The sequence below is a fragment of the Massilia sp. Bi118 genome (genome assembly GCF_918697865.1).
In the GTDB taxonomy this organism is placed as follows: Bacteria; Pseudomonadota; Gammaproteobacteria; order Burkholderiales; family Burkholderiaceae_D; genus Telluria.
Window position 1 is genome coordinate 385,866 of the sequence record NZ_CAKKMV010000002.1, and the last position, 20,332, is coordinate 406,197.

Genomic DNA, 20,332 nt, shown 5'->3' on the forward strand with positions numbered 1-20,332 from the left:
GCCCGAAGGCGCCCCGATGATACCGTTATTGCGTGGATGACGGCTGTTTGAGCGTGCGCTCGAACAGCTGGTAGATGCGGCGGTACTCGTCGTACCAGCTCTCCGGCTGCACGAAGGAATGGCGTTCCATCGGGTAGGGCGCCAGTTCCCAGTTGTCCTTCTTCAGTTCGATCAGGCGCTGGGCCATGCGCACCGAGTCCTGGAAGAACACGTTGTCGTCGACCATGCCGTGCGCGATCAGGAGGTTGCCCTTCAGGTTCTGCGCGTACTCGATCGGCGAGGACACTTTATACGCTTCCGGATCGACGTCCGGCGTATTCAGGATGTTGGCGGTGTACTCGTGGTTGTAGGTGGTCCAGTCGGTGACCGGGCGCAGCGCGGCGCCGGACTTGAACACCTCCGGTGCGCGCAGCAGCGCCATGAAGGTCATGAAACCGCCGTAGCTGCCGCCGTAGACGCCGACATTCTTCGCATCGCCCTGCTGGTTCGCGACCATCCAGTTGACGCCGTCCAGGTAGTCGTCCAGCTCCGGATGGCCCATCTGGCGGTAGATCGCGTTGCGCCACTTGGCGCCATAGCCCTTCGAGGCGCGGTAGTCCATGTCCAGTACCACGTAGCCCTTCTGTACCAGCAGGTTGTGGAACATCTGCTCGCGGAAGTAGGGCGTGTAGCGGTGCGAGACGTTCTGCAGGTAGCCGGCGCCGTGCACGAACATCACCACCGGGTATTTTTTGCCCGCTTCCAGCCGGGCTGGCCGGTAGAGTTTCGACCAGATCGCATCCGCGCCGTGGGTCGAGGGGACGGTCACGAACTGCGGCTGGATCCAGTCGTGGGACTTGAATTCGGCCGTGCGGGTGTCGGTCAGCTTGACCGCCTCGCCGCCGTTCGAAGGCAGGGTGGCGATCTGCGGCGGCAGGTAGGGCCCGGAGTAATGCACCAGCAGCTTGCGCTGGTCCGGCGACAGGCGGAAGTCCTCGACGCCGCCATCCAGGCTGCTGACTTCGCGGGTGGCGCCATCCCTGGCGTTGACGGCGCAGACCTCGTAGGTGCCCGGGTCCTTGCGGTTGCAGATGACCCAGGCGGTGTCGCCGTCGCGCGACCAGGCTACATCCGAAGCTTCCCATTTGCCGGCCGTGAGGGCGCGGGTGCGGCCGCTTGCGTCCAGCGTGTACAGGTGCGAGTAGCCGCTTTCCTCGGACAGATACCACAGGGTGCCGTTGTCCGGCAGCCAGCCGAATTCGCTGTTGTCGAAGTTGACCCAGGCCTGGTCGGTCAGGCGGTGCACAGGCTTGAGCGCGGCGCGCGGCAGATCGACGGTGGCGATCCAGCGGTCCTTGTTGTCGACCGAGCGCAGCATCACCGCCGCATTCGCGCCGTTCGGGCTCCAGACCACCGTTTCGCCGCCGAAGCCGACCTTCACCGGGCGGTTGCCCTTGAGCGCGTCGAGCTTGTGCTCGGCGCGCAAGGCGGCCAGCGGATCGTCCTTGATGCCGGGCAGGACGTCGAAGGACAGGTCCTTCACTTCGCGCGTCTGCAGGTTGACGAGCTTCAGGCCATGCGGGCGCGGATCCTTGCGGCCGACGCGGGTGCGCTCGTCCGAGGTCTCTTCGTAGCCGGATTCCGTCACGTAGCGCGGCATTTTGCCGACGCGGCCCTTGTCGGCGTCCTTCGGACCGGTCACCACCAGTGCCCAGCGCCCATCCGGCGACAGGTGCGAAGTCACGATCGCCAGCTTGTCGCCGAGGTAGATCGGGGCGGGGGCGCGGGTCGGGTCGGCGCGGCGTTCTTCTTCCGCGCGGTTGCGCTGGGCTTCGCGCTCATCCTTCTGGCGCTTGAGGGTGGCGATCAGGCGCAGCTGCATGTCGCGCAGCGCGTCCGCTTCCGGCGCCGCATTCGGATCCTTGGCCGCGCGCAGCACCGCCAGCGGCGCGATCAGGCGGCTGGCGCGGTCCCAGCTGGCCCAGTCGTCGCCGACGCGGAACTGCACGCTGCGGCCGTCGGCGGAATACTGCACGCCGCCGATGGCCACGCCGCTGGCGCGCGTGATCTGCGCCAGCTCGCCGGTCTTCAGGTCGCGCTCGAACAGGTCGCCGTTACGCAGCAGGATGGCGCGGGTGCGCTCGCGGTTGTAGGCCACGTCGGGGCTGTCGATTTTCGACAGCTCGGCGTCGCCGACCAGGCGTGCCTTGTTGATGCCGGCGGTGGCGCCGGTCTGCCAGATGTCGCGCAGCGGCGAGCCGGTGCGCTTCTGCTTGTACAGGACCTGCTTGCCGTCCCAGCTCCACCAGGCGGCTTCCACGGGCGTGCCGATCCAGTCGGGATGGGCCATGGCCTGGTCGAGCGTTACCGGCGTCGCGGCTGTTGCAGGGGTGGCCAGCAGCGCGGCCAGGACGGTGAGAGCGGAAGCGGAGAGAGGAAGGCGCATCGTCGGTTGTCGGAGTAGAAATTGCAAAAAAACATTCTAGCTCAGCCGACATTGATGCAGGGTGGGAATTAGGTATGCATGCGTCGCATGCCTGCGTACGTACGCCCGTAAACGACAACGCCCGGCCAATGCCGGGCGCGGAGAAGCGAGCGGTACGACCAGGTAATGCTTAGCCGAGTTCCTTCAGCTGGGGGTGATCGGCAATCCACAGTTCGGCCGGGGTGGTCACGGACGGGTTGCGGATGAAGAACACGATGCGGGTAACGATGGCCAGGGCCGAGATGGCGACGGTGACGTATTCGACTGGAGTCATGATGGTGTCCTTGTTATTTGGAAGCGAAGTTGCGCAGTTCGGCCGACAGGGCCGGGCTATGGGATTCGGCAGCGGCGGCCAGCGACAACAGCTGGCGGCGCGAAGTTTGCTCGGCGCGCTTGGCGTCGTGCGAGAACCAGCCGCCGTGGGCGACATAGAGTTCGATCGCGAAGGCGCGGATGGTGCGGGCGGTCTCTGCAAACTGGTGGCGCAGTCCCTTGTCCTGCGCCTGGGTGATCGTTGCGGTGCTCATGAAGTTCTCCGATAAATACTGTGTTGTTGCGGTGCAGTATAGGTAGACTTCAGACATAAGGGAACTTTTAGTTTGTGATGTTCTTCATTAGTTTCATGAATGTTTTCTGAAAGAAAACTGTGGTCCGTCTTTGGCTCTGATATTCGTTTCAGAAATATCTCGGCGGATAGTCGCGTAGGGGTCTGGCCCGAAAATTGCATATCCCATTGGCATGAAATCGCCACCTACCGTCCGGCCCACCCTGCGCATCCTCGTGGTCAACACCGCGCCCGGCGCTGGCGAACAGGCCATGGCGGCCCAGGCGCAACGCAATACCGCGCTGCGCATCGGACTGCTGGAATCCGGTTACGACATTGTCGCCTCGCTGCCGGCCGATATCTTCCTGCCCGAGCGGATCGCCCAGATCCAGCCGGACATGATCATCATCGACAGCGAATCCGACGCCAGGGACGTGCTCGAGCACATCGTGATCGCCACCCGCGACGAGCCGCGCCCGATCGTGCTGTTCACCGACGACCAGGACCCGTCCAGCATGGACGCCGCACTGCATGCCGGCGTCTCGGCCTATATCGTGGCCGGGCTGCAGGCCGAGCGCGTGAAGCCCGTGCTGGACGTGGCCCTGGCGCGCTTCCGGCGCGAGCGCAAGCTGCTGGATGAGTTGTCCGACACGCGGCGCCAGCTGGCCGAGCGCAGGTTAGTGGAAAAAGCCAAGGGCGTGCTGATGGCGCGCAGCGGCCTGAGCGAGGAGCAGGCTTACCAGCGGCTGCGCAGCATGGCGATGAACCGGAAGCTGAGGCTGGGGGAAGTGGCGCAGCGCGTGCTGGATGTGGAAGACCTACTGTAAACATTAATACGTCATTCCCGCGGAAGCGGGAATCCATGCAGAGCGTCTTCGTTCGGCTCAGTATGGGTTCCCGCTTTCGCGGGAACGACGGTGGGAAACTAATATGACCTCATCATTCACCCCCATCCGCGCCGGCTTCATGCCGCTCACCGACTGCGCCCCGCTGGTGATGGCTTCCGTGCTTGGCCTCGACGAAAGACATGGCATCAAGCTGGTTCTCAGCCGCGAGCACTCCTGGTCAGGCATGCGCGACCGCCTGATCGCAGGCAGCCTGGACGCCGCGCACGTGCTGTATGGGCTCATATATGGCGTCGAGATGGGCATCGGCTCGCGCGCCGTGCCAATGGCGGTGCTGATGAATTTGTCGCGCAACGGCCAGGCCATCACCCTGTCGCGCGCGCTGGCGGAGCAGGGCGTGTTCGACGGCCCATCGTTGGCGGCCCACATGCGCCGCAACCGCCGCAAATTCACGTTCGCGCACACCTTCCCGACCGGGAACCACGCGATGTTCCTGTATTACTGGCTGGCCGCGGCCGGCATCGATCCGCTGCGCGACATCCAGTCCGCCACCGTGCCGCCGGGGCAGATGGCGGCCAGCCTGGCGGCCGGTCATATCGACGGCTTCTGCGCCGGCGAACCCTGGGGCGCGCGGGCGGTGCAGGACGGCTGCGGCGTCACGGTGGCGGCCAGCCAGGACATCTGGCCCGACCATCCCGGCAAGGCGCTGGGCGCCACCGCCGCTTTCGCCGACGCCAATCCGCAAGCCTGTCGCGCGCTGGTGGGGGCGCTGCTGGAAGCGGGGCGCTGGATCGACGCCTCGCCCGGGCACCGCGACGCCACCGCCGAGATCCTCGCCAGCCCGGCCTGGGTCAACGCCGGCCGCGAGCTGATCGCCGGGCGCCTGCAGGGCCGCTACGAAGACGGCCTGGGACGGGGCTGGCTCGACCCCGATCCGCTGCACTTCCACGCGCATGGCGAGGCCAACTTCCCCTGGCTGTCCGACGGCATGTGGTTCATGACCCAGCACCGGCGCTGGGGCCTGCTGCGCGAAGACCCGGATTACCTGGCCGTCGCCGCCCGCGTGAACCGGGTCGGCCTGTACCGCGAAGCCGCCGAGCTGGCGGGCGTGGCGGCGCCTGCGGGCCTCCTGCGTTCTTCCGTACTGATGGACGGCCGGGTCTGGAATGGCTGCGACCCACGCGCTTATATCTCTGCCTTTGACGGTGCAGCCCCGCGCCCCCTTTTCGCGCATGGTGCACCGCAATGAAGCGCATGCACTGAGGATTGCCGCCCGCGCCTGAGGGAAGCGCTTCTGGCACGGCTCTTGCAAACACTCCCATCGAGGATCAACGGCGATCCCCATGAACACCAGCCGGTCCAACGAAGGACCGGCGCACAGGACAACGGCGTCCGCTGCACCCGAACACGCATCACGTGCTCGGCCAGGCAGCGGGCGCCTTTCTTTTTTCGGGAGCGATTCATGGCCAAAGCGAATAACATCAAGCTGTTCTCCTTCAATACGCCGCAGATGCGTGCCTTCCACCTGACCTGGGTGGCCTTCTTCGTCTGCTTCTTCGCCTGGTTCGCCTGCGCGCCGCTGATGCCGGTCATCAAAGGCGAGTTCCACCTGTCGATCTCGCAGATCGCCGACATCAACATCGCGGCGGTCGCCATCACCATCCTCGTGCGCCTGCTGGTCGGCCCGCTGTGCGACCGCTTCGGTCCGCGCAAGACCTATACCGGCCTGCTGGCCATCGGCGCGATTCCGGTGCTGGGCGTGGCCATGGCCCAGAGCTACGAAAGCTTCCTGCTGTTCCGGCTCGGGATCGGCGCGGTCGGCGCCAGCTTCGTGATCACCCAGTACCACACCTCGGTGATGTTCGGCCCGCGCGTGGTCGGCACCGCCAATGCGGCGGCGGCCGGCTGGGGCAACAGCGGCGGCGGCGTCGCCCAGGCCAGCATGCCTTTATTGATGGGCGCCGTGATCATGCTGGGCGTGAGCGAGACCATGGGCTGGCGCGTGGCGCTGCTGGTGCCGGGCGTGCTGATGCTGGCGATGGCGGTGGTCTACTGGAAGTTCACCCAGGACTGCCCGGAAGGGAATTACGCCGAGCTGCGCGCAGCCGACATCCTTTTCGAAGCCAGCGGCAAGGGCGGCATGGCGAGCTTCATCGAGGCCTGCCGCAACTACCGCGCGTGGCTGCTGTTCGTCACCTACGGCGCCTGCTTCGGCATCGAACTGTTCATCCACAACGTCGCCGCGGTCTATTACGTCGACCACTTCAAGCTCTCCCTGAAGGAAGCGGGGATGGCGGCCGGCAGCTTCGGCCTGCTGGCCCTGTTCGCCCGCGCCCTCGGCGGCTGGCTGTCCGACAAGGCGGCCGCGAAAGGGAGCCTGAACAGCCGCGTCAACCTGCTCTTCATCCTGATGGTGGGCGAGGGCCTGGGCCTGCTTTGGTTCTCGCAGATCGCCAGCGTGTCGCTGGCCATCGTGGCGATGCTGGCCTTCGGCATGTGCACCCACATGGCTTGTGGCGCCACCTATGCGCTGGTGCCCTTTGTAAACCGCAAGGCGCTGGGCGGCGTGGCAGGCATCGTCGGCGCCGGCGGCAACGTCGGCGCGGTGCTGGCCGGCTTCCTCATGAAAGGCACGGGCGACGTGCGCCAGACCCTGCTCATCCTCGGCGGCGTGGTGCTGGTGGCCAGCGTGTGCGCCATCGGCGTGCGCTTCGGCGCCGCCGCGGCTGAAACCCCGGCGCCTGCCGCTGCATAAGGACTCTTGAATCATGAAACTGATCGTCATCGGCCACGGCATGGTGGGCCACAAATTCCTCGAAACCCTGTACGGCGATGCCAGCGCGTCGGCCTTCGATGTCACCGTGCTGTGTGAAGAACCGCGTCCCGCCTACGACCGCGTGCACCTGTCGGAATTCTTTGCCGGCCGCAGCGCCGACGACTTGTCGCTGGTGGCGCCGGGCTTTTTCGAACGCCCGGGCCTGAGCTTGAAGCTGAACGCGAAGGTGACGGCGGTGGACCGCCTGGCAAAAACCGTCACCCTGGCCAGCGGCGAAGTCCTCGGCTACGACAAACTGGTGTTCGCCACCGGTTCCTCGCCCTTCGTGCCGCCAGTGCCGGGCCGCGAGCGCGCCGGCTGCTTCGTCTACCGCACCATCGAAGACCTGGAAGCGATGCTGGCCTGGGTCGTCCGCGAAAGCGGCGCCAAGGCGCGTTCCGGCGTCGTGATCGGCGGCGGCCTGCTGGGCCTCGAATGCGCCAAGGCCCTGCGCGACATGCAGCTCGACACCCACGTGGTCGAATTCGCGCCGCGCCTGATGGCGGTGCAGGTCGATGAGCTGGGTGGGCGCATGCTGCGCGGCCGCATCGAGGAACTGGGCGTGACGGTCCACACGCAGAAGAACACCCTGCGCATCGTCGACGGCGAAGGCGCCGCCCACCGCATGGAATTCGCCGACGGCAGCTTCCTCGAGACCGACATGATCGTGTTCTCGGCCGGCATCCGTCCGCGCGACGAGCTGGCGCGCGCCTGCGGACTGGAACTCGGCCCGCGCGGCGGCATCGCCATCGACGACGCCTGCCTGGCATCCGACCGGCACGTCTACGCGATCGGCGAGTGTGCGGCCTGGCAGGGCCAGACCTTCGGCCTGGTGGCCCCGGGCTACGACATGGCGCGCACCGTGGCGCGTGCGCTGCTCGGCAAGGAAGGGACCTTCGCCGGCGCAGATATGAGCACCAAGCTGAAACTGATGGGCGTCGATGTCGCCTCGATCGGCGACGCGCACGGCCATACTGAAGGAAGCCGCAGCTTCCAGTTCAGCGACGAGCGCAAGCGCGTGTACAAGAAAATCGTGGTTTCCGATTGCGGCAAGCGCCTGCTGGGTGCGGTGCTGGTCGGCGATGCCGGGGAATACGGCAATCTGCTGCAGACCATGCTGAACGGCCTGAAGCTCCCAGGCGCGCCTGAGTTCCTGATCCTGCCGCAGAGCGAAGGGGGTATGGCGCCGGCCATCGGCGTGGATGCCTTGCCGGCCACGGCCCAGGTCTGCTCCTGCAATGCCGTCAGCAAGGGCGCCATCCTTGACGCGGTGGCGGGCGGCGCCTGCGATATCGCTGCCGTCAAGGCCTGCACCACGGCCGGCACTTCCTGCGGCGGCTGCGTGCCGCTGGTGAACCAGATCATGAAGGCGGAGATGGTGAAGGCCGGGCTGGCCGTCAGCAATCACCTGTGCGAGCACTTCCCTTATTCGCGCCAGGAGCTGCACCACCTGGTGCGCATCGGCCAGATCAGGAGCTTCGGCGAGCTGCTCGGCAAGCACGGCAAGGGCCTGGGCTGCGACATCTGCAAGCCGGTCGCCGCCAATATCCTGGCCTCGACCTGGAACGATTTCGTGCTGAAGCCCGAACACGCCAGCCTGCAGGATTCGAACGATTACTTCCTCGGGAATATCCAGAAGGACGGCACCTATTCCGTGGTGCCGCGCATGCCGGGCGGCGAAGTCACGCCGGACGGCTTGATCGCGGTGGGGCAGGTGGCCAAGAAATACGGCCTGTACACCAAGATCACGGGCGGCGCGCGGGTCGACATGTTCGGCGCCCGCGTGGATCAGCTGCCGGCGATCTGGGAAGAGCTGATTGCGGCCGGCTTCGAATCCGGCCACGCCTACGGCAAGTCGCTGCGCACCGTGAAGTCCTGCGTCGGCTCGACCTGGTGCCGCTACGGCGTCGGCGACAGCATCGGCTTTGGCGTCCGGCTGGAAAAGCGCTACAAGGGCCTGCGCGCGCCGCACAAGATCAAGTTCGGCGTGTCCGGCTGCACCCGCGAGTGCGCCGAAGCCCAGGGCAAGGACGTCGGCCTGATCGCCACCGATAAAGGCTGGAACCTCTACGTGTGCGGCAACGGCGGCATGAAGCCGCGCCATGCCGAGCTGCTGGCGTCGAACCTGGACGAAGAGACGGTCGTCAAGCTGGTCGACCGCTTCCTGATGTTCTACGTGCGCACCGGCGACCGCCTGCAGCGCACCAGCACCTGGCGCGAAAGTCTTGAGGGTGGCCTGGACTACCTGAAGCAGGTGGTGGTCGAGGACAGCCTCGGCATCGGCGCCGAACTGGAAGCCGACATGCAGCGCGTGGTCGACAGCTATGCCGACGAGTGGAAGAACGCGGTCGAGGACCCGGCCGTGCGTGCGCGCTTCCGCAGCTTCGTCAACAGCGAGAGCGTCGACGACAACGTGGTCTTCATGCCGGAACGCGGCCAGCTGAGGCCGGCCAGGCTGGACGAGCGCCGCGTCATTCCCATCACCCGCAGCGCTTGATACATTTTCAGGAGAACGACATGCACCGCGATATTCAGCTCAACCAATGGAACGTCATCTGCCCCCTCGACCGCATCGTGCCGGATACCGGCGTCTGCGCGCTGCTGAATGGCCGCCAGGTGGCCGTGTTCCGCCTCGGCGCCGAATCCCCCGACCTGTTCGCCATCGATAACTACGACCCGAATTCGCATGCGGCTGTCCTGTCGCGCGGGCTGGTCGGCAGCATCGGCGAGCGCGTGGTGGTGGCCTCGCCCATCTACAAGCAGCACTTCGACCTGCGCACCGGCGAGTGCCTGGAGGCGCCGCACAACTCGGTGTCCAGCTATCCGGTGCGGGTCCAGGACGGCCAGGTCTGGGTAGGGGCCTAGCATGGACAAGCCAGCGCTGGTCGTGATCGGCAACGGCATGGCCGGCATGCGCACGGTCGAGGAGCTGCTCAAGCTGGCGCCCGACATGTACCGCATCACCGTGTTCGGCGCCGAGCCGCACGGGAACTACAACCGGATCCTGCTCTCGCCGGTGCTGGCGGGCGAGAAGACCGTGGCCGACATCATGCTCCATACGCGCGAGTGGTATGCGGCGAATGGCATTACCCTGCATGCCGGCGACCCGGCTGTGCGCATCGACCGCCAGCGCCGCATCGTCCATGCAGCGTCCGGACTGAACGTGTCCTACGACCGCCTGCTGATCGCCACCGGCTCGAAACCCTTCATCGTGCCGGTGCCAGGCCACGCGCTGCCGGGCGTGATAGGTTTCCGCGACCTGCACGACGTCGATGCGATGCTGGCGGCCGCACGTTCCGGCGGCCGCGCGGTGGTGATCGGCGGCGGCCTGCTCGGGCTGGAAGCGGCCAACGGCCTGCTGCGCCAGGGGATGGACGTGACGGTGGTGCACGTGACGGCCAGCCTGATGAACCAGCAGCTGGACGCTGCCGCCGCCGAACTGCTGCGCGCCTCGCTGGAGCGGCGCGGCCTGCGCATCCTCCTGAGCCGCCAGACTGCCGCCATCGAGGGAGAGGGCCGCGTGCAGGCCTTGCGCTTCGAGGATGGCGAGACGATCCCGGCAGACCTGGTCGTGATGGCGGCCGGCGTGCGGCCCAATGTCGCGCTGGCTCAAGGAGCCGGCCTGCACGTGGAGCGCGCCATCGTTGTCGACGACACCCTGCAGACCTACGATCCGCGCGTCTACGCCGTCGGCGAATGCGTGCAGCATCGCCGCGCCACCTTCGGCCTGGTGGCGCCGATCTGGGACCAGGCGCGGGTCTGTGCGGCCCACCTGGCGGGCAGCGGCCACCGCTGCTACGTGCAGCAGGCCACCGCCACCAGGCTGAAGGTGACCGGCGTGGACCTGTACTCGGCCGGCGACATCCTCGGCGGGGACGGGAGCGAAGACCTGGTGCTGCGCGACCGCCGCGGCGGCGTGTACAAGCGCCTGGTGGTCAGCGGCCGTCATCTCACCGGCGCGGTGCTGTACGGCGACGTCGCCGACGGCCCCTGGTACTTCGACCTGATCCAGAACCGCACCGATATCTCCGCTCTTCGCAACCAGCTTCTGTTCGGGATTTCATGATTCGTACCACCTGTCCTTATTGCGGCGTCGGCTGCGGCGTGCGCGCCCAAAGGAGCCTGGACGGCTCGATCGCCATCGCCGGCGACGAGGCCCATCCCGCCAGCCAGGGCCGCCTGTGCGTAAAGGGCTCGGCGCTGGGCGAAACCGTCGGCCTCGAGGGCCGCCTGCTGGCGCCGATGCTGCGCGACGACGAGGGCCTGCGCGAAGCCTCGTGGGCCGAGGCGCTGGATAAGCTAGCAGGCGGATTCCGGAAGATCATCGCCGAGCACGGCCCGGATGCAGTGGCCCTCTACGTCTCCGGCCAGCTGCTGACCGAGGACTACTACGTCGCCAACAAGTTCATGAAGGGCTATGTCGGCAGCGCGAACATCGACACCAACTCGCGCCTGTGCATGTCCTCCGCCGTGGCGGGACACAAGCGGGCCTTCGGCGAAGATCTCGTGCCCGGCTGCTACGAAGACTTCGAGCTGGCCGACCTGGTGGTGCTGGTGGGCTCGAACGCGGCCTGGTGCCACCCGACCCTGTACCAGCGCATCGTCCGCGCGAAGGAAGCGCGCCCGCAGATGAAGGTCGTGGTGATCGACCCGCGCCGCACCGCCACCTGCGACCTGGCCGACCTGCACCTGCCGCTTAAAATCGGCAGCGACGTCTGGCTGTTCAACGGCCTGCTGGGCTACCTGGCCACCCAGGGCGCGCTGGACAGCGCCTGGGTACAGGCCCATACCGCCGGCCTGGGCGAGGCGCTGGACGCGGCGGGCGAAGCGGGCAGCCTGCTGGACGTGGCCAAGGCCTGCCGGCTCGACCCGCAGCAGCTGCTGGCCTTCTACGAGCTGTTTGCGGACACCGAAAAAACCGTCACCGCCTTCACCATGGGCGTGAACCAGTCGTCCAGCGGCGCCGACAAGGTCAACGCCATCATCAACTGCCATCTCGCCACCGGCCGTATCGGCCGTCCCGGCATGGGACCGTTCTCGCTGACCGGCCAGCCGAACGCGATGGGCGGGCGTGAAGTGGGTGGGCTGGCGAACATGCTGGCGGCGCACATGGAGCTGGACGATCCGTCCCAGCGCGCCGCCCTGCGGGCCTTCTGGGATGCGCCGCGGATGACGGACAAGGCGGGCCTGAAAGCGGTCGAGCTGTTCCGCGCGATCGAGGAGGGCAAGGTCAAGGCGGTGTGGATCATGGCCACCAATCCGCTGGTCAGCCTGCCGGATGCGGACCAGGCGCGGCGGGCGCTGGAAAAGTGCGAGCTGGTGGTGGCCTCGGACATCGTGCTGGGCACCGACACCAACCAGCTGGCCCACGTGCTGCTGCCGGCCCTGGGCTGGGGCGAGAAGGATGGCACTGTCACGAATTCCGAGCGTTGCATCTCGCGCCAGCGCGCCTTTTTATCAAGGCCGGGCCAGGCGAGGCCGGACTGGGAGATCGTCTGCGAGGTCGCGCGCCGCATGGGTTTCAGCGGTTTCGATTTCACGGCGCCCCAGCAGATCTTCGACGAGCATGCGCGCCTGTCCAGCTGGCAGAACGGCGCCGGCAGCCAGCGCCGCCGCGTGTTCGATATCGGCGGCCTCGCTGGTCTCAGCCGCGCCGAATACGATGCGCTGGAACCGGTGCAGTGGCCGGTCCGCCGCCAGGGCGAGGCCACGCAACGCCTGTTCGGCGACGGCCAGTTCGCTTACCCGGACGGCAAGGCGCGCTTCGTTGCCACCCGCGCGCGCCTGCCCGCGCATCTGCCCGACGCTGAATTTCCGCTAGTACTGAACACCGGCCGCGTGCGCGACCAGTGGCACACGATGACGCGCACCGGCCGCTCGGTCAAGCTGGCCGAGCACCTGCCGGAACCCTTCGTCGACCTGCACCCGCAGGATGCGCTGCTGTGCGGCGTGAAGGCCGGCGAACTGGCGCGCGTGAGCAGCAGCTGGGGCGCGGTGGTGGCGCGCGTCCAGCACGGCGGCGGCATCGCGCGCGGCAGCGTGTTCATACCCATCCACTGGAGCGGCCAGACGGCCTCCGATGCGTGCGTGGGCGCGATGGTGAACCCGGCGGTGGACCCGGTCTCGGGCGAGCCGGAATTCAAGCACACGCCGGTGCGCGTCGAGCCTTTCGGCGTGCACTGGTATGGCTTCATACTCAGCCGCGCGGCGCTGCCGCTGCAGGAAGCGGCCAACTGGACCCGCATCCAGGGCAGGGATGTCGTGCGCTACGAGCTGGCGGGACGCAAGCCTTTTGCCGATGCCGCCGGCTGGGCGCGCAAGCTGTTGCAGGTCGAAGATGAAGACGCCGACTGGATCGAGCTCGAGGACCGCAACGGCGGCATCTACCGCGCCGCCCACCTGGTCGACGGCCGCATCGAGGCCTGCCTGTTCGTCTCCCAGCGCCAGGATCTGCCGGCGCGGGCCTGGCTGGCGCAGATGTTCGGCCAGGAGAGCCTGAGCCCGCAGGACCGCATCGGCCTGCTGTCCGGCCGCGCGCGCGAGCAAGGGGCCGATCCGGGACCGACCGTCTGCTCCTGCTTCGGCGTCGGCCGCAACACGATCCGGATCGCCATCGAGAAGCACGGCTTGACGGATGCGGCCGCGGTCACGGCTTGCGTCAAGGCGGGCGGTAATTGCGGTTCCTGCGTGCCGGAGATACGCGCGCTGCTCGGCGAGGCCTCCATCAAGGCGCAATAAGCGCAGGCCATCCGGCGATTTTTGCAGTTCGTCTCAAATTCTCGGCCCGGCGGGCATTCCCTGCCTAGAATGGTTTCATCATCAATCAACCGAGAGACTGCGATGCGCCCGATCACCCTTGCCCTTGCCGCCACCCTTTCCCTTGCCGGCGCCGCCCACGCGGACGAGCAGGTCCGCAACGCGCCGGCCTTCACGGCGATCAGCGTACAGGGTCCTTTCAGCGTCACCGTGGATGCGGGCAAGGCGCAGTCGCTGACCGTGCGCGGCGACCCGCGCTTCATCAAGGAGCTGACCAGTGAAGTGGTGGACGGCGAATTGCGTCTGCGCCTGCGTGACAAGGATTACAGCCACAAGTCCTGGAAGGGCGACCCGCTGGTCGTCATCGGCATGCCGGCGCTGCGCGCGCTCGAGGTCGAAGGCGCGGGCGAGATCAACCTCAATCGCATCCGCGGCGAGCGCCTCGACGTCACCTATCGGGGCGCGGGCAAGATGGATATCAACGGCGAAGTGAAGACCTTCAGCATGAAGGCCGAAGGCGTGGGCGAAGTCGATGCCAAGCGCCTGCTCGCGAACGACGTGGACATCCGCTTCCGCGGCGTCGGCGACGTCAGCGTCTACGCCAGGAACCGGCTCGACGCCGTGGTGCAGGGCATGGGCAGCCTGACCTATTACGGCAAGCCGCGCACGGTCAACAAGAAGGCTTCCGGCATCGGCTCGGTAGACGCCGGCGAATAAGGTTTTTCAAGGCGGTGGCAGGATACCGAAAGCCTGCGGCACCGCCACCTTCATGATGTCGATGAAGCGCCGCAGCCGCGCAGGATAGAAGCGCGCCGGCGGATAGATCAGCTGGATGGGCAGCGGCGCCGCTTCCCAGTCCGGCATCAGCTGCACCAGGCGCCCGGCGTCGAGCTCCTCGCGCACGGCCCAGGACGAGCCGATTGCCGCGCCCACGCCCAGCAGGGCAGCGCTGCGCATCGCGTACAGGTTGTCGGTGTACATGCGCGGCTGGATGGCAAAGCGTAGCGTCTCGCCGCTCTGGCGGTGGGTCAGCGCGACCTCGTTGCGGTAGAAGCTCGACACCGCGATCCACGGCAGGGCGGCCAGCTGCTCCGGATGCGTGGGCGGCTCGCGGCCTGCCAGCACGGCGGGCGCGCAGACCACGATGCGCGGCACTTCGCCCAGGCGGATCGCCACCACCGACGGATCGGGAATGTCGCCGACCCGCAGCGCGCAGTCGATGCCCTCGGCGATGAAGTCCGGGGTGCGGTCGTGCAGGGTCCAGTCGACCGCCATTTTCGGATAGCGCGCCAGGTATTCGGCCAGCGGCGCCACCAGCTGCTGCTGGCCGAAGGCGTGCGGCGCGATCACGCGCAGCAGCCCGACCGGCTCCTCGCCGGCGCCGCGGATCTCGCTCTCGAATTCCTGCCAGCCGGCGAGCAGCTCCTTCGCGCGCGTGTAGCAGCGCATGCCGTCGTCGGTCAGCTTCATCGCGTGGGTCGAGCGCTGCAGCAGGCGCACGCCCAGCGATTTCTCCAGGGTCTTCAGGCGCCGGCTGATGGTCGGCTGCGTCGTCTCCAGCAGGCGCGCCGCCGCCGACAGGCTGCCGGCATCGACGATGCGCACAAAAGTCTCCACAAGCATCATACGGTCGGCGGTGGAAACAACGCCATTGAGGTCGAGGTTCATACGCTCATCGTATAACAGTTCGACGTTCCGCGCGTCTACCATACGTGGAGCGTAGCAAAGATAATGGCATCATCGTCAATCCAGCCAACACTGCCATGAACACCGCATCGACAAGCGTGAAACCCGCCCAGCCCCATTTATCGACATCGCTGACCTTCCTGCTCGCCGGCGGCACCGGCCTCACGGTCGCCGCGCTCTATTACAGCCAGCCGACCCTCGGCGTGCTGGCCGGCGACCTCCACGCCAGCTCGCGCCAGATCGGCTGGATTCCGACGCTCACCCAGCTCGGCTACGCGCTCGGCCTGCTTCTGCTCGCGCCTCTCGGCGACCGCTTCGACCGCCGCAACATCATCCTGCTGAAGGCGGCGATCCTGTGCGCGGCGCTGCTGCTGACCGGCTTCGCGCCGGGCCTGGGCGTGCTGCTGGTGGCGAGCCTGCTGGTCGGCCTGTTCGCCACCGTGGCCCAGGACATCGTTCCCGCCGCGGCCACGCTGGCGCCGGCCCATGAGCGCGGCAAGGCGGTCGGCACGGTGATGACCGGCCTGTTGATGGGCATCCTGCTGTCGCGGGTGGTGAGCGGCTTCGTCGCCGAAAACTTCGGCTGGCGCTCGGTGTTCGTCGCGGCCGCCGCCAGCGTCGCCGTACTGGCGGTGGTGCTGTCGCGCGGCCTGCCGCGCTTTGCGCCGACCACCAGCCAGCCGTATCCGCAGCTCCTGAAATCGCTGCTGCACCTGTGGGTCGAGTATCCGAAGCTGCGCCAGGCCGCGCTGGCCCAGGGCCTGCTGGCGCTCGGCTTCTCGGCCTTCTGGTCGACCCTCGCCGTGATGCTGCACGAAGCGCCTTTCCATCTGGGCTCGGCCGCCGCCGGCGCCTTCGGCCTGGCCGGCGCCGCCGGTGCGCTGGCCGCGCCCTACGCCGGCCGCCTGGCGGACCGCCATGGCCCGGCCTGGGTGCTGCGTATTTCCTGCGGCGTCGCCGCGGTGTCCTTTGCGTCGATGCTGCTGATGCCGTGGCTAGCGGTGCAGGGCCAGCTGGCGCTGCTCGCTCTCGCCACCCTCGGCTTCGACCTGGGCGTGCAATCCAGCCTGATCTCGCACCAGACCATCGTCTTCGGCATCGCGCCGGAAGCGCGCAGCCGCCTGAACGCGGTCCTGATGACCTGCATGTTCATCGGCATGGCGCTGGGCGGCCTGCTCGGCGCCCAGGCCCTCGCAAGCTGGGGCTGGACCGGCGTGGTGCTGCTGGCGACCGTCGCCTCGGGCTGCGCGTTGCTGGTGCGCTTGAACGCGAAGTAATCAGGCCGCAGGGGCGTTGACGGCCAGTTGCGCGGCGAAGGCCCGCTGGTAGGCCGGCCGCGCCTCGCCGCGCGCCACATAGGCGGCCAGGTTCGGGAACTCGTCCAGGATGCCCGAGGGTCTTGCCCGGAGCAGCACGTGCACCATCATCAGGTCGCCCGCACTGAATTCGCCGTCCAGCCATGCGGCCTCGCCCAGGCGGGCCGACAGCTGGCGGAAGCGGGCCCGCACGCGGTCCAGGACCAGCGGCAGGCGCTCCGCGGCCCAGGGCTTGTCGGCCTCGAAGAACCTGGCCACGACGATATCGAGGATGGGCGGCTCCATCGTATTCACCGCGGCGAACATCCATGCAACGGCACGCGCCCGGGCATTCGCGTCAGGCTGCAGCAGGCCGGGATGGCTCTGGGCGATGTGCAGGATGATGGCGCCGGTCTCGAACAGGACAAGGTCGCCTTCTTCATAGGTCGGGATCTGGCCGAAGGGATGCAGCGCCAGGTGCGGCGCTTCCTTCATCGCGCCGAAGGACACCAGGCGCACTTCGTAAGGCAGGCTGGCTTCCTCGAGCGCCCAGCGTACCCGCGTGTCGCGCGCCAGGCCCTTGCCGCCGTCGGGCGAGCGTTCGAAGGCGGTGATGGTGATGGTCATGGAAGGTCCTCCCTGGTCGATGGCATGAGACTACCCGCGAATGGCCCAGCCGGCAATCAGGGCCTGCGCGCCGGCTTCGAAGTGAGCAGGCTCGCCGCCACCGCCACCGCCAGGATCAGCCCCACCACCCCCAGCGCCACGCCGACCGGGATCTTGTAGACATCCAGCAGCAGCATCTTCGCGCCGATGAAGATGAGGATGCCGGCCAGCCCGTACTTCAGCAGGTGGAAGCGCTGCGCCATGTCGGCCAGCAGGAAGTACATCGCGCGCAGGCCGAGGATGGCGAAGATGTTCGAGGTGAACACGATGAAGGGATCGCCAGTGACGGCGAAGATGGCCGGGATCGAATCCACCGCGAAGATCAGGTCCGTGACCTCGACCAGCACCAGCACCAGGAACAGCGGCGTCGCATGGCGCAGGCCCTCCAGCACCACGAAGAAGCGCTCGCCGTGGTAGTGCTCGGACACGCGCAGGTGGCCGCGCATCCAGCGCAGCACGGGGTTCTTCGCGAGAGCGGGTTCGTGGCCGGCGAACAGCAGCATCTTCACGCCCGTCGCCAGCAGCAGGAGGCCGAACAGGTAGAGGATCCAGTGGAAGTGCGCCAGCAGGATGGCGCCAAGGTAGATCAGGACGGCGCGCATGAGGATCGCGCCCAGCACGCCGTACAGCAGCACGCGCTTCTGCAGCGCGGCCGGCACCGCGAAGTACTGAAACAGGGTGATCCAGACGAAGACGTTGTCGACCGCCAGCGACTTCTCGATCAGGTAGCCGGTGAAGTATTCGAGCGCCCTGGCGCGGGCGGCGTCTTCGCCGATGGTGCCGTCGAGGTACCACCAGAACAGCGCGCCGAAGCTGAGTGCGATCGTGACCCACACCAGCGACCAGCCGGCGGCTTCGCCGGTGCTGACCGTGTGCGCGCCTTCCTTCTTGAGCATGAAGAAATCGACGGCCAGCAGAACGATGACGAGCACCGTGAAAGATGCGTAGAGGCCGGGTGTGCCGATCGAATGGGGCATGACATGCTCCGTGCGGATCAGTAAAGGTATTTACATGATGCTGCCGCGCGGACGGACGCGTCAATCGACGAAAACGAGACGAAAATTACAGGAAAACGTGAGGAAATGAAGGTGGTCGGGGTGAGAGGATTCGAACCTCCGGCCTCTACGTCCCGAACGTAGCGCTCTACCGGGCTAAGCTACACCCCGACTGGTATTGGTACTGCTGAGGGAGAAAAACAGATGGTCGGGGTGAGAGGATTCGAACCTCCGGCCTCTACGTCCCGAACGTAGCGCTCTACCGGGCTAAGCTACACCCCGACTGGTTTGAGACTCGTTGCCGAATCTCGGGAAGCCGTTACTATAGTTGCCTCAGTGGTTCCTGTCAACTGCGAAGCTGCACAGCTGGAGCAGGCTTTGCTTGTATTCGCTCTCCGGCAGGTCGGCGATGGCGCCGGCCGCGCGACGGGCTGCCGCCTCGGCTTCGCGGCGCGTAAAGTCGAGCGCGCCGCTGGTGGTGACGGCCGACAGCACGGCGTCGAAATGGGTCTCGTCGCCCTGTTCGATGCAGCTGCGGATCAGTTCGCGCTGCTCGGGACTGCCGTTTTCCATCACGTAGATCAGGGGCAGGGTGGGCTTGCCTTCGCGCAGGTCGTCGCCGACGTTCTTGCCGATCTCGCTGGCGTCGCCGGCATAGTCGAGCACGTCGTCGATCAGCTGGAACGCGGTGCCCAGCGAGCGGCCGTATTCGCCGGCGGCGTCGATCTGGGCGTCGTTCGCGCCGGCCACCAGCGCGCCGAGCTGGGCGGCGGCTTCGAACAGCTTGGCGGTCTTCGAGCGGATCACGGTCAGGTAGCTTTCCTGGGTGACGTCCGGATCGTGCATGTTCAGCAGCTGCAGGACTTCGCCCTCGGCGATGACGGTGGTGGCGCGCGACAGGATTTCCATCACGCGCATGTTGTCCAGGCTGGTCATCATCTCGAAGGCGCGCGAGTACAGGTAGTCGCCGACCAGCACCGAGGCCGCGTTGCCGAACATCGCGTTGGCGGTCTGGCGGCCGCGGCGCATCGAGGATTCGTCGACCACGTCGTCGTGCAGCAGGGTGGCGGTGTGGATGAACTCGACGACGGCCGCCAGTTCGTGGTGGCCGGCGCCCTTGTAGCCGTAGGCGTTCGCCAGCAGCAGCACCAGCACCGGGCGGATCCGCTTGCCGCCGGCGCCGATGATGTATTCGGCGATCTGGTTCACCAGCGCGACGTCCGATTGCAGCCGCTGTCGGATCACGCCGTTGACGGCCTCCATGTCGGTGGCGATCGTTCGGGTGAGGGGGTTCTGTTGTGCGGTGTTGGTGGCGGCGGACAAGGCGGACCTGCTTACGTTGAGAGCGATGTGGATGTGTTAAGTGGCGCGATTATACGATAAGCAAGCAAAACTCGCGCTTTTTCACATGAGCAGGGATAGCTTTGACGCCCTGCACCAATTTATGTATAATCCTCTGTTCCCCGAATCCCGAGCATGCTGTACCGCCGGATTCGTCGGAATTTCTTCAAACACACAATGAGGTTTCAAATCATGTACGCGGTCATAAAAACCGGTGGCAAGCAGTATAAAGTTGTCGCTGGCGAAAAACTCAAAATCGAACAGATACCGGCAGACATTGGTTCCGAACTCACTATCGATCAGGTTCTCGCAGTAGGCGAGGGCGAGAGCATCAAGTTTGGTGCTCCGCTGGTGGAAGGTGCTTCGGTTCGCGTGACTGTTATTTCGCAGGGTCGCCACGACAAAGTGCGTATCTTCAAGATGCGTCGTCGTAAGCACTACCAGAAGCGTCAGGGCCATCGCCAGAACTACACCGAAATCCAAGTGGTTGCGATCAACGGCTAATTGCCGCGCGTCCTCAACAGTCATCAAGGAGCATCTAAATGGCACACAAAAAAGGCGGCGGTACTACCCGCAACGGCCGTGACTCAGAAAGCAAACGCCTTGGCGTGAAAGTCTACGGCGGCCAGTCTATCAACGCAGGCGGCATCATCGTGCGTCAGCGCGGCACCACCGTGCGTCCGGGCACCAACGTCGGCATGGGCAAGGATCACACCCTGTTCGCGCTGGTCGACGGCAACGTCAAGTTCGTCAAGCAAGGCGTCGGTTCGAAGCAGTACGTGACCGTCGTTGCTGCTGAAGCAGTCGCTGCTTAATTCATAAGCAGTGCAGCGGAACCCTGCTTCGGCGGGTTCCGCGAATCGATAGGCTCTGCCCATAGGTAGGGCCTTTTTAATTTCCGGCGCTGTCACCGTTAAGTGCGTAT

Annotated in this window: 18 protein-coding genes and 2 tRNA genes; 11 read left to right on the forward strand and 9 right to left on the reverse strand. The window is 66.5% G+C overall.

The features are described 5' to 3' along the window. Window positions 1-25: 25 nt before the first annotated feature. The 3 genes from LQV39_RS04370 to LQV39_RS04380 all read right to left on the reverse strand — a co-directional run bounded on the left by LQV39_RS04370 (window position 26) and on the right by LQV39_RS04380 (window position 2,991). Window positions 26-2,425 (reverse strand): prolyl oligopeptidase family serine peptidase, encoded by a 2,400-nt coding sequence (locus LQV39_RS04370; protein ID WP_230020520.1) that lies wholly within the window; start codon window positions 2,423-2,425, stop codon window positions 26-28. A gap of 169 nt (window positions 2,426-2,594) precedes the next feature. Beyond that, on the reverse strand, window positions 2,595-2,738 hold the full coding sequence (locus tag LQV39_RS04375) for a hypothetical protein (RefSeq protein ID WP_230020521.1): 144 nt from the start codon (window positions 2,736-2,738) through the stop codon (window positions 2,595-2,597). A gap of 13 nt (window positions 2,739-2,751) precedes the next feature. After that, a complete protein-coding gene (locus LQV39_RS04380) occupies window positions 2,752-2,991 on the reverse strand; it encodes a hypothetical protein (protein WP_230020522.1) in 240 nt (79 codons plus the stop codon). 211 nt (window positions 2,992-3,202) lie between these two features. Here LQV39_RS04380 and LQV39_RS04385 point away from each other — a divergent pair, with 211 nt between their 5' ends. From LQV39_RS04385 to LQV39_RS04420, 8 genes are all read left to right on the forward strand, one after another. Beyond that, window positions 3,203-3,835, forward strand: coding sequence for an ANTAR domain-containing response regulator (locus tag LQV39_RS04385; protein ID WP_230020523.1), 633 nt, complete (start codon window positions 3,203-3,205; stop codon window positions 3,833-3,835). A 103-nt stretch (window positions 3,836-3,938) separates the two neighbouring features. Continuing rightward, entirely contained in the window at window positions 3,939-5,102 is a 1,164-nt protein-coding gene (locus LQV39_RS04390) for a CmpA/NrtA family ABC transporter substrate-binding protein (protein WP_230020524.1), read from the forward strand. Between the two features lie 213 nt (window positions 5,103-5,315). Beyond that, entirely contained in the window at window positions 5,316-6,608 is a 1,293-nt protein-coding gene (locus LQV39_RS04395; protein WP_230020525.1) for an MFS transporter, read from the forward strand. 13 nt (window positions 6,609-6,621) lie between these two features. Further along, window positions 6,622-9,165: a nitrite reductase large subunit NirB gene (gene nirB, locus LQV39_RS04400; protein WP_230020526.1), complete on the forward strand. Its 2,544-nt coding sequence runs from the start codon at window positions 6,622-6,624 to the stop codon at window positions 9,163-9,165. A gap of 20 nt (window positions 9,166-9,185) precedes the next feature. Then, window positions 9,186-9,533: a nitrite reductase small subunit NirD gene (nirD, locus tag LQV39_RS04405; protein ID WP_230020527.1), complete on the forward strand. Its 348-nt coding sequence runs from the start codon at window positions 9,186-9,188 to the stop codon at window positions 9,531-9,533. A gap of 1 nt (window position 9,534) precedes the next feature. After that, the gene (locus LQV39_RS04410; protein ID WP_230020528.1) at window positions 9,535-10,734 is read left to right on the forward strand and encodes an NAD(P)/FAD-dependent oxidoreductase; all 1,200 of its coding nucleotides are present in this window, start codon (window positions 9,535-9,537) and stop codon (window positions 10,732-10,734) included. Continuing rightward, window positions 10,731-13,406: a nitrate reductase gene (locus LQV39_RS04415; protein ID WP_230020529.1), complete on the forward strand. Its 2,676-nt coding sequence runs from the start codon at window positions 10,731-10,733 to the stop codon at window positions 13,404-13,406. The genes LQV39_RS04410 and LQV39_RS04415 overlap by 4 nt, the downstream gene beginning before the upstream one ends. A 102-nt stretch (window positions 13,407-13,508) precedes the next feature. After that, on the forward strand, window positions 13,509-14,141 hold the full coding sequence (locus tag LQV39_RS04420; protein WP_230020530.1) for a head GIN domain-containing protein: 633 nt from the start codon (window positions 13,509-13,511) through the stop codon (window positions 14,139-14,141). A gap of 6 nt (window positions 14,142-14,147) precedes the next feature. Here the strand turns inward: LQV39_RS04420 and LQV39_RS04425 are convergent, their stop codons facing one another. Further along, window positions 14,148-15,092, reverse strand: coding sequence for a LysR family transcriptional regulator (locus tag LQV39_RS04425; protein WP_230020531.1), 945 nt, complete (start codon window positions 15,090-15,092; stop codon window positions 14,148-14,150). Between the two features lie 95 nt (window positions 15,093-15,187). Between LQV39_RS04425 and LQV39_RS04430 the strand changes: the two genes are divergently transcribed. Continuing rightward, window positions 15,188-16,387 (forward strand): MFS transporter, encoded by a 1,200-nt coding sequence (locus LQV39_RS04430; RefSeq protein WP_230020532.1) that lies wholly within the window; start codon window positions 15,188-15,190, stop codon window positions 16,385-16,387. Here the strand turns inward: LQV39_RS04430 and LQV39_RS04435 are convergent, their stop codons facing one another. From LQV39_RS04435 to ispB, 5 genes are all read right to left on the reverse strand, one after another. Continuing rightward, window positions 16,388-17,032 carry a glutathione S-transferase family protein gene (locus LQV39_RS04435; RefSeq protein WP_230020533.1) on the reverse strand — a complete coding sequence of 215 codons (645 nt, stop codon included), beginning with the start codon at window positions 17,030-17,032 and terminating at the stop codon, window positions 16,388-16,390. It abuts the gene before it with no gap. Window positions 17,033-17,088: 56 nt separating this feature from the next. Then, a complete protein-coding gene (locus LQV39_RS04440) occupies window positions 17,089-18,048 on the reverse strand; it encodes a TerC family protein (RefSeq protein WP_230020534.1) in 960 nt (319 codons plus the stop codon). 112 nt (window positions 18,049-18,160) lie between these two features. Next, window positions 18,161-18,237: transfer RNA gene (locus LQV39_RS04445), tRNA-Pro, on the reverse strand. A 34-nt stretch (window positions 18,238-18,271) separates the two neighbouring features. Continuing rightward, window positions 18,272-18,348, reverse strand: a tRNA-Pro gene (locus LQV39_RS04450). Window positions 18,349-18,399: 51 nt separating this feature from the next. Further along, complete coding sequence (gene ispB, locus LQV39_RS04455) at window positions 18,400-19,389, reverse strand: octaprenyl diphosphate synthase (RefSeq protein ID WP_290368549.1); 990 nt, start codon at window positions 19,387-19,389, stop codon at window positions 18,400-18,402. Between the two features lie 210 nt (window positions 19,390-19,599). On the opposite strand from ispB, the gene rplU reads away from it, so the two are divergent. Continuing rightward, window positions 19,600-19,911: a 50S ribosomal protein L21 gene (gene rplU / locus LQV39_RS04460; protein ID WP_230020535.1), complete on the forward strand. Its 312-nt coding sequence runs from the start codon at window positions 19,600-19,602 to the stop codon at window positions 19,909-19,911. A 38-nt stretch (window positions 19,912-19,949) separates the two neighbouring features. After that, entirely contained in the window at window positions 19,950-20,222 is a 273-nt protein-coding gene (rpmA, locus tag LQV39_RS04465) for a 50S ribosomal protein L27 (RefSeq protein WP_230020536.1), read from the forward strand. Window positions 20,223-20,332 lie beyond the last annotated feature (110 nt).

Bases quoted from the DNA above. Each gene is read 5' to 3' on its own strand.
- LQV39_RS04385 (WP_230020523.1), top strand. From the start codon at position 3,203: ATGAAATCGCCACCTACCGTCCGGCCCACCCTGCGCATCCTCGTGGTC.
- LQV39_RS04425 (WP_230020531.1), bottom strand. From the start codon at position 15,092: ATGAACCTCGACCTCAATGGCGTTGTTTCCACCGCCGACCGTATGATG.
- LQV39_RS04375 (WP_230020521.1), bottom strand. From the start codon at position 2,738: ATGACTCCAGTCGAATACGTCACCGTCGCCATCTCGGCCCTGGCCATC.
- LQV39_RS04435 (WP_230020533.1), bottom strand. From the start codon at position 17,032: ATGACCATCACCATCACCGCCTTCGAACGCTCGCCCGACGGCGGCAAG.
- LQV39_RS04410 (WP_230020528.1), top strand. From the start codon at position 9,535: ATGGACAAGCCAGCGCTGGTCGTGATCGGCAACGGCATGGCCGGCATG.
- LQV39_RS04415 (WP_230020529.1), top strand. From the start codon at position 10,731: ATGATTCGTACCACCTGTCCTTATTGCGGCGTCGGCTGCGGCGTGCGC.
- LQV39_RS04420 (WP_230020530.1), top strand. From the start codon at position 13,509: ATGCGCCCGATCACCCTTGCCCTTGCCGCCACCCTTTCCCTTGCCGGC.
- nirB (WP_230020526.1), top strand. From the start codon at position 6,622: ATGAAACTGATCGTCATCGGCCACGGCATGGTGGGCCACAAATTCCTC.
- LQV39_RS04390 (WP_230020524.1), top strand. From the start codon at position 3,939: ATGACCTCATCATTCACCCCCATCCGCGCCGGCTTCATGCCGCTCACC.
- LQV39_RS04370 (WP_230020520.1), bottom strand. From the start codon at position 2,425: ATGCGCCTTCCTCTCTCCGCTTCCGCTCTCACCGTCCTGGCCGCGCTG.
- nirD (WP_230020527.1), top strand. From the start codon at position 9,186: ATGCACCGCGATATTCAGCTCAACCAATGGAACGTCATCTGCCCCCTC.
- rplU (WP_230020535.1), top strand. From the start codon at position 19,600: ATGTACGCGGTCATAAAAACCGGTGGCAAGCAGTATAAAGTTGTCGCT.
- LQV39_RS04395 (WP_230020525.1), top strand. From the start codon at position 5,316: ATGGCCAAAGCGAATAACATCAAGCTGTTCTCCTTCAATACGCCGCAG.
- LQV39_RS04430 (WP_230020532.1), top strand. From the start codon at position 15,188: ATGAACACCGCATCGACAAGCGTGAAACCCGCCCAGCCCCATTTATCG.
- LQV39_RS04440 (WP_230020534.1), bottom strand. From the start codon at position 18,048: ATGCCCCATTCGATCGGCACACCCGGCCTCTACGCATCTTTCACGGTG.
- LQV39_RS04380 (WP_230020522.1), bottom strand. From the start codon at position 2,991: ATGAGCACCGCAACGATCACCCAGGCGCAGGACAAGGGACTGCGCCAC.
- rpmA (WP_230020536.1), top strand. From the start codon at position 19,950: ATGGCACACAAAAAAGGCGGCGGTACTACCCGCAACGGCCGTGACTCA.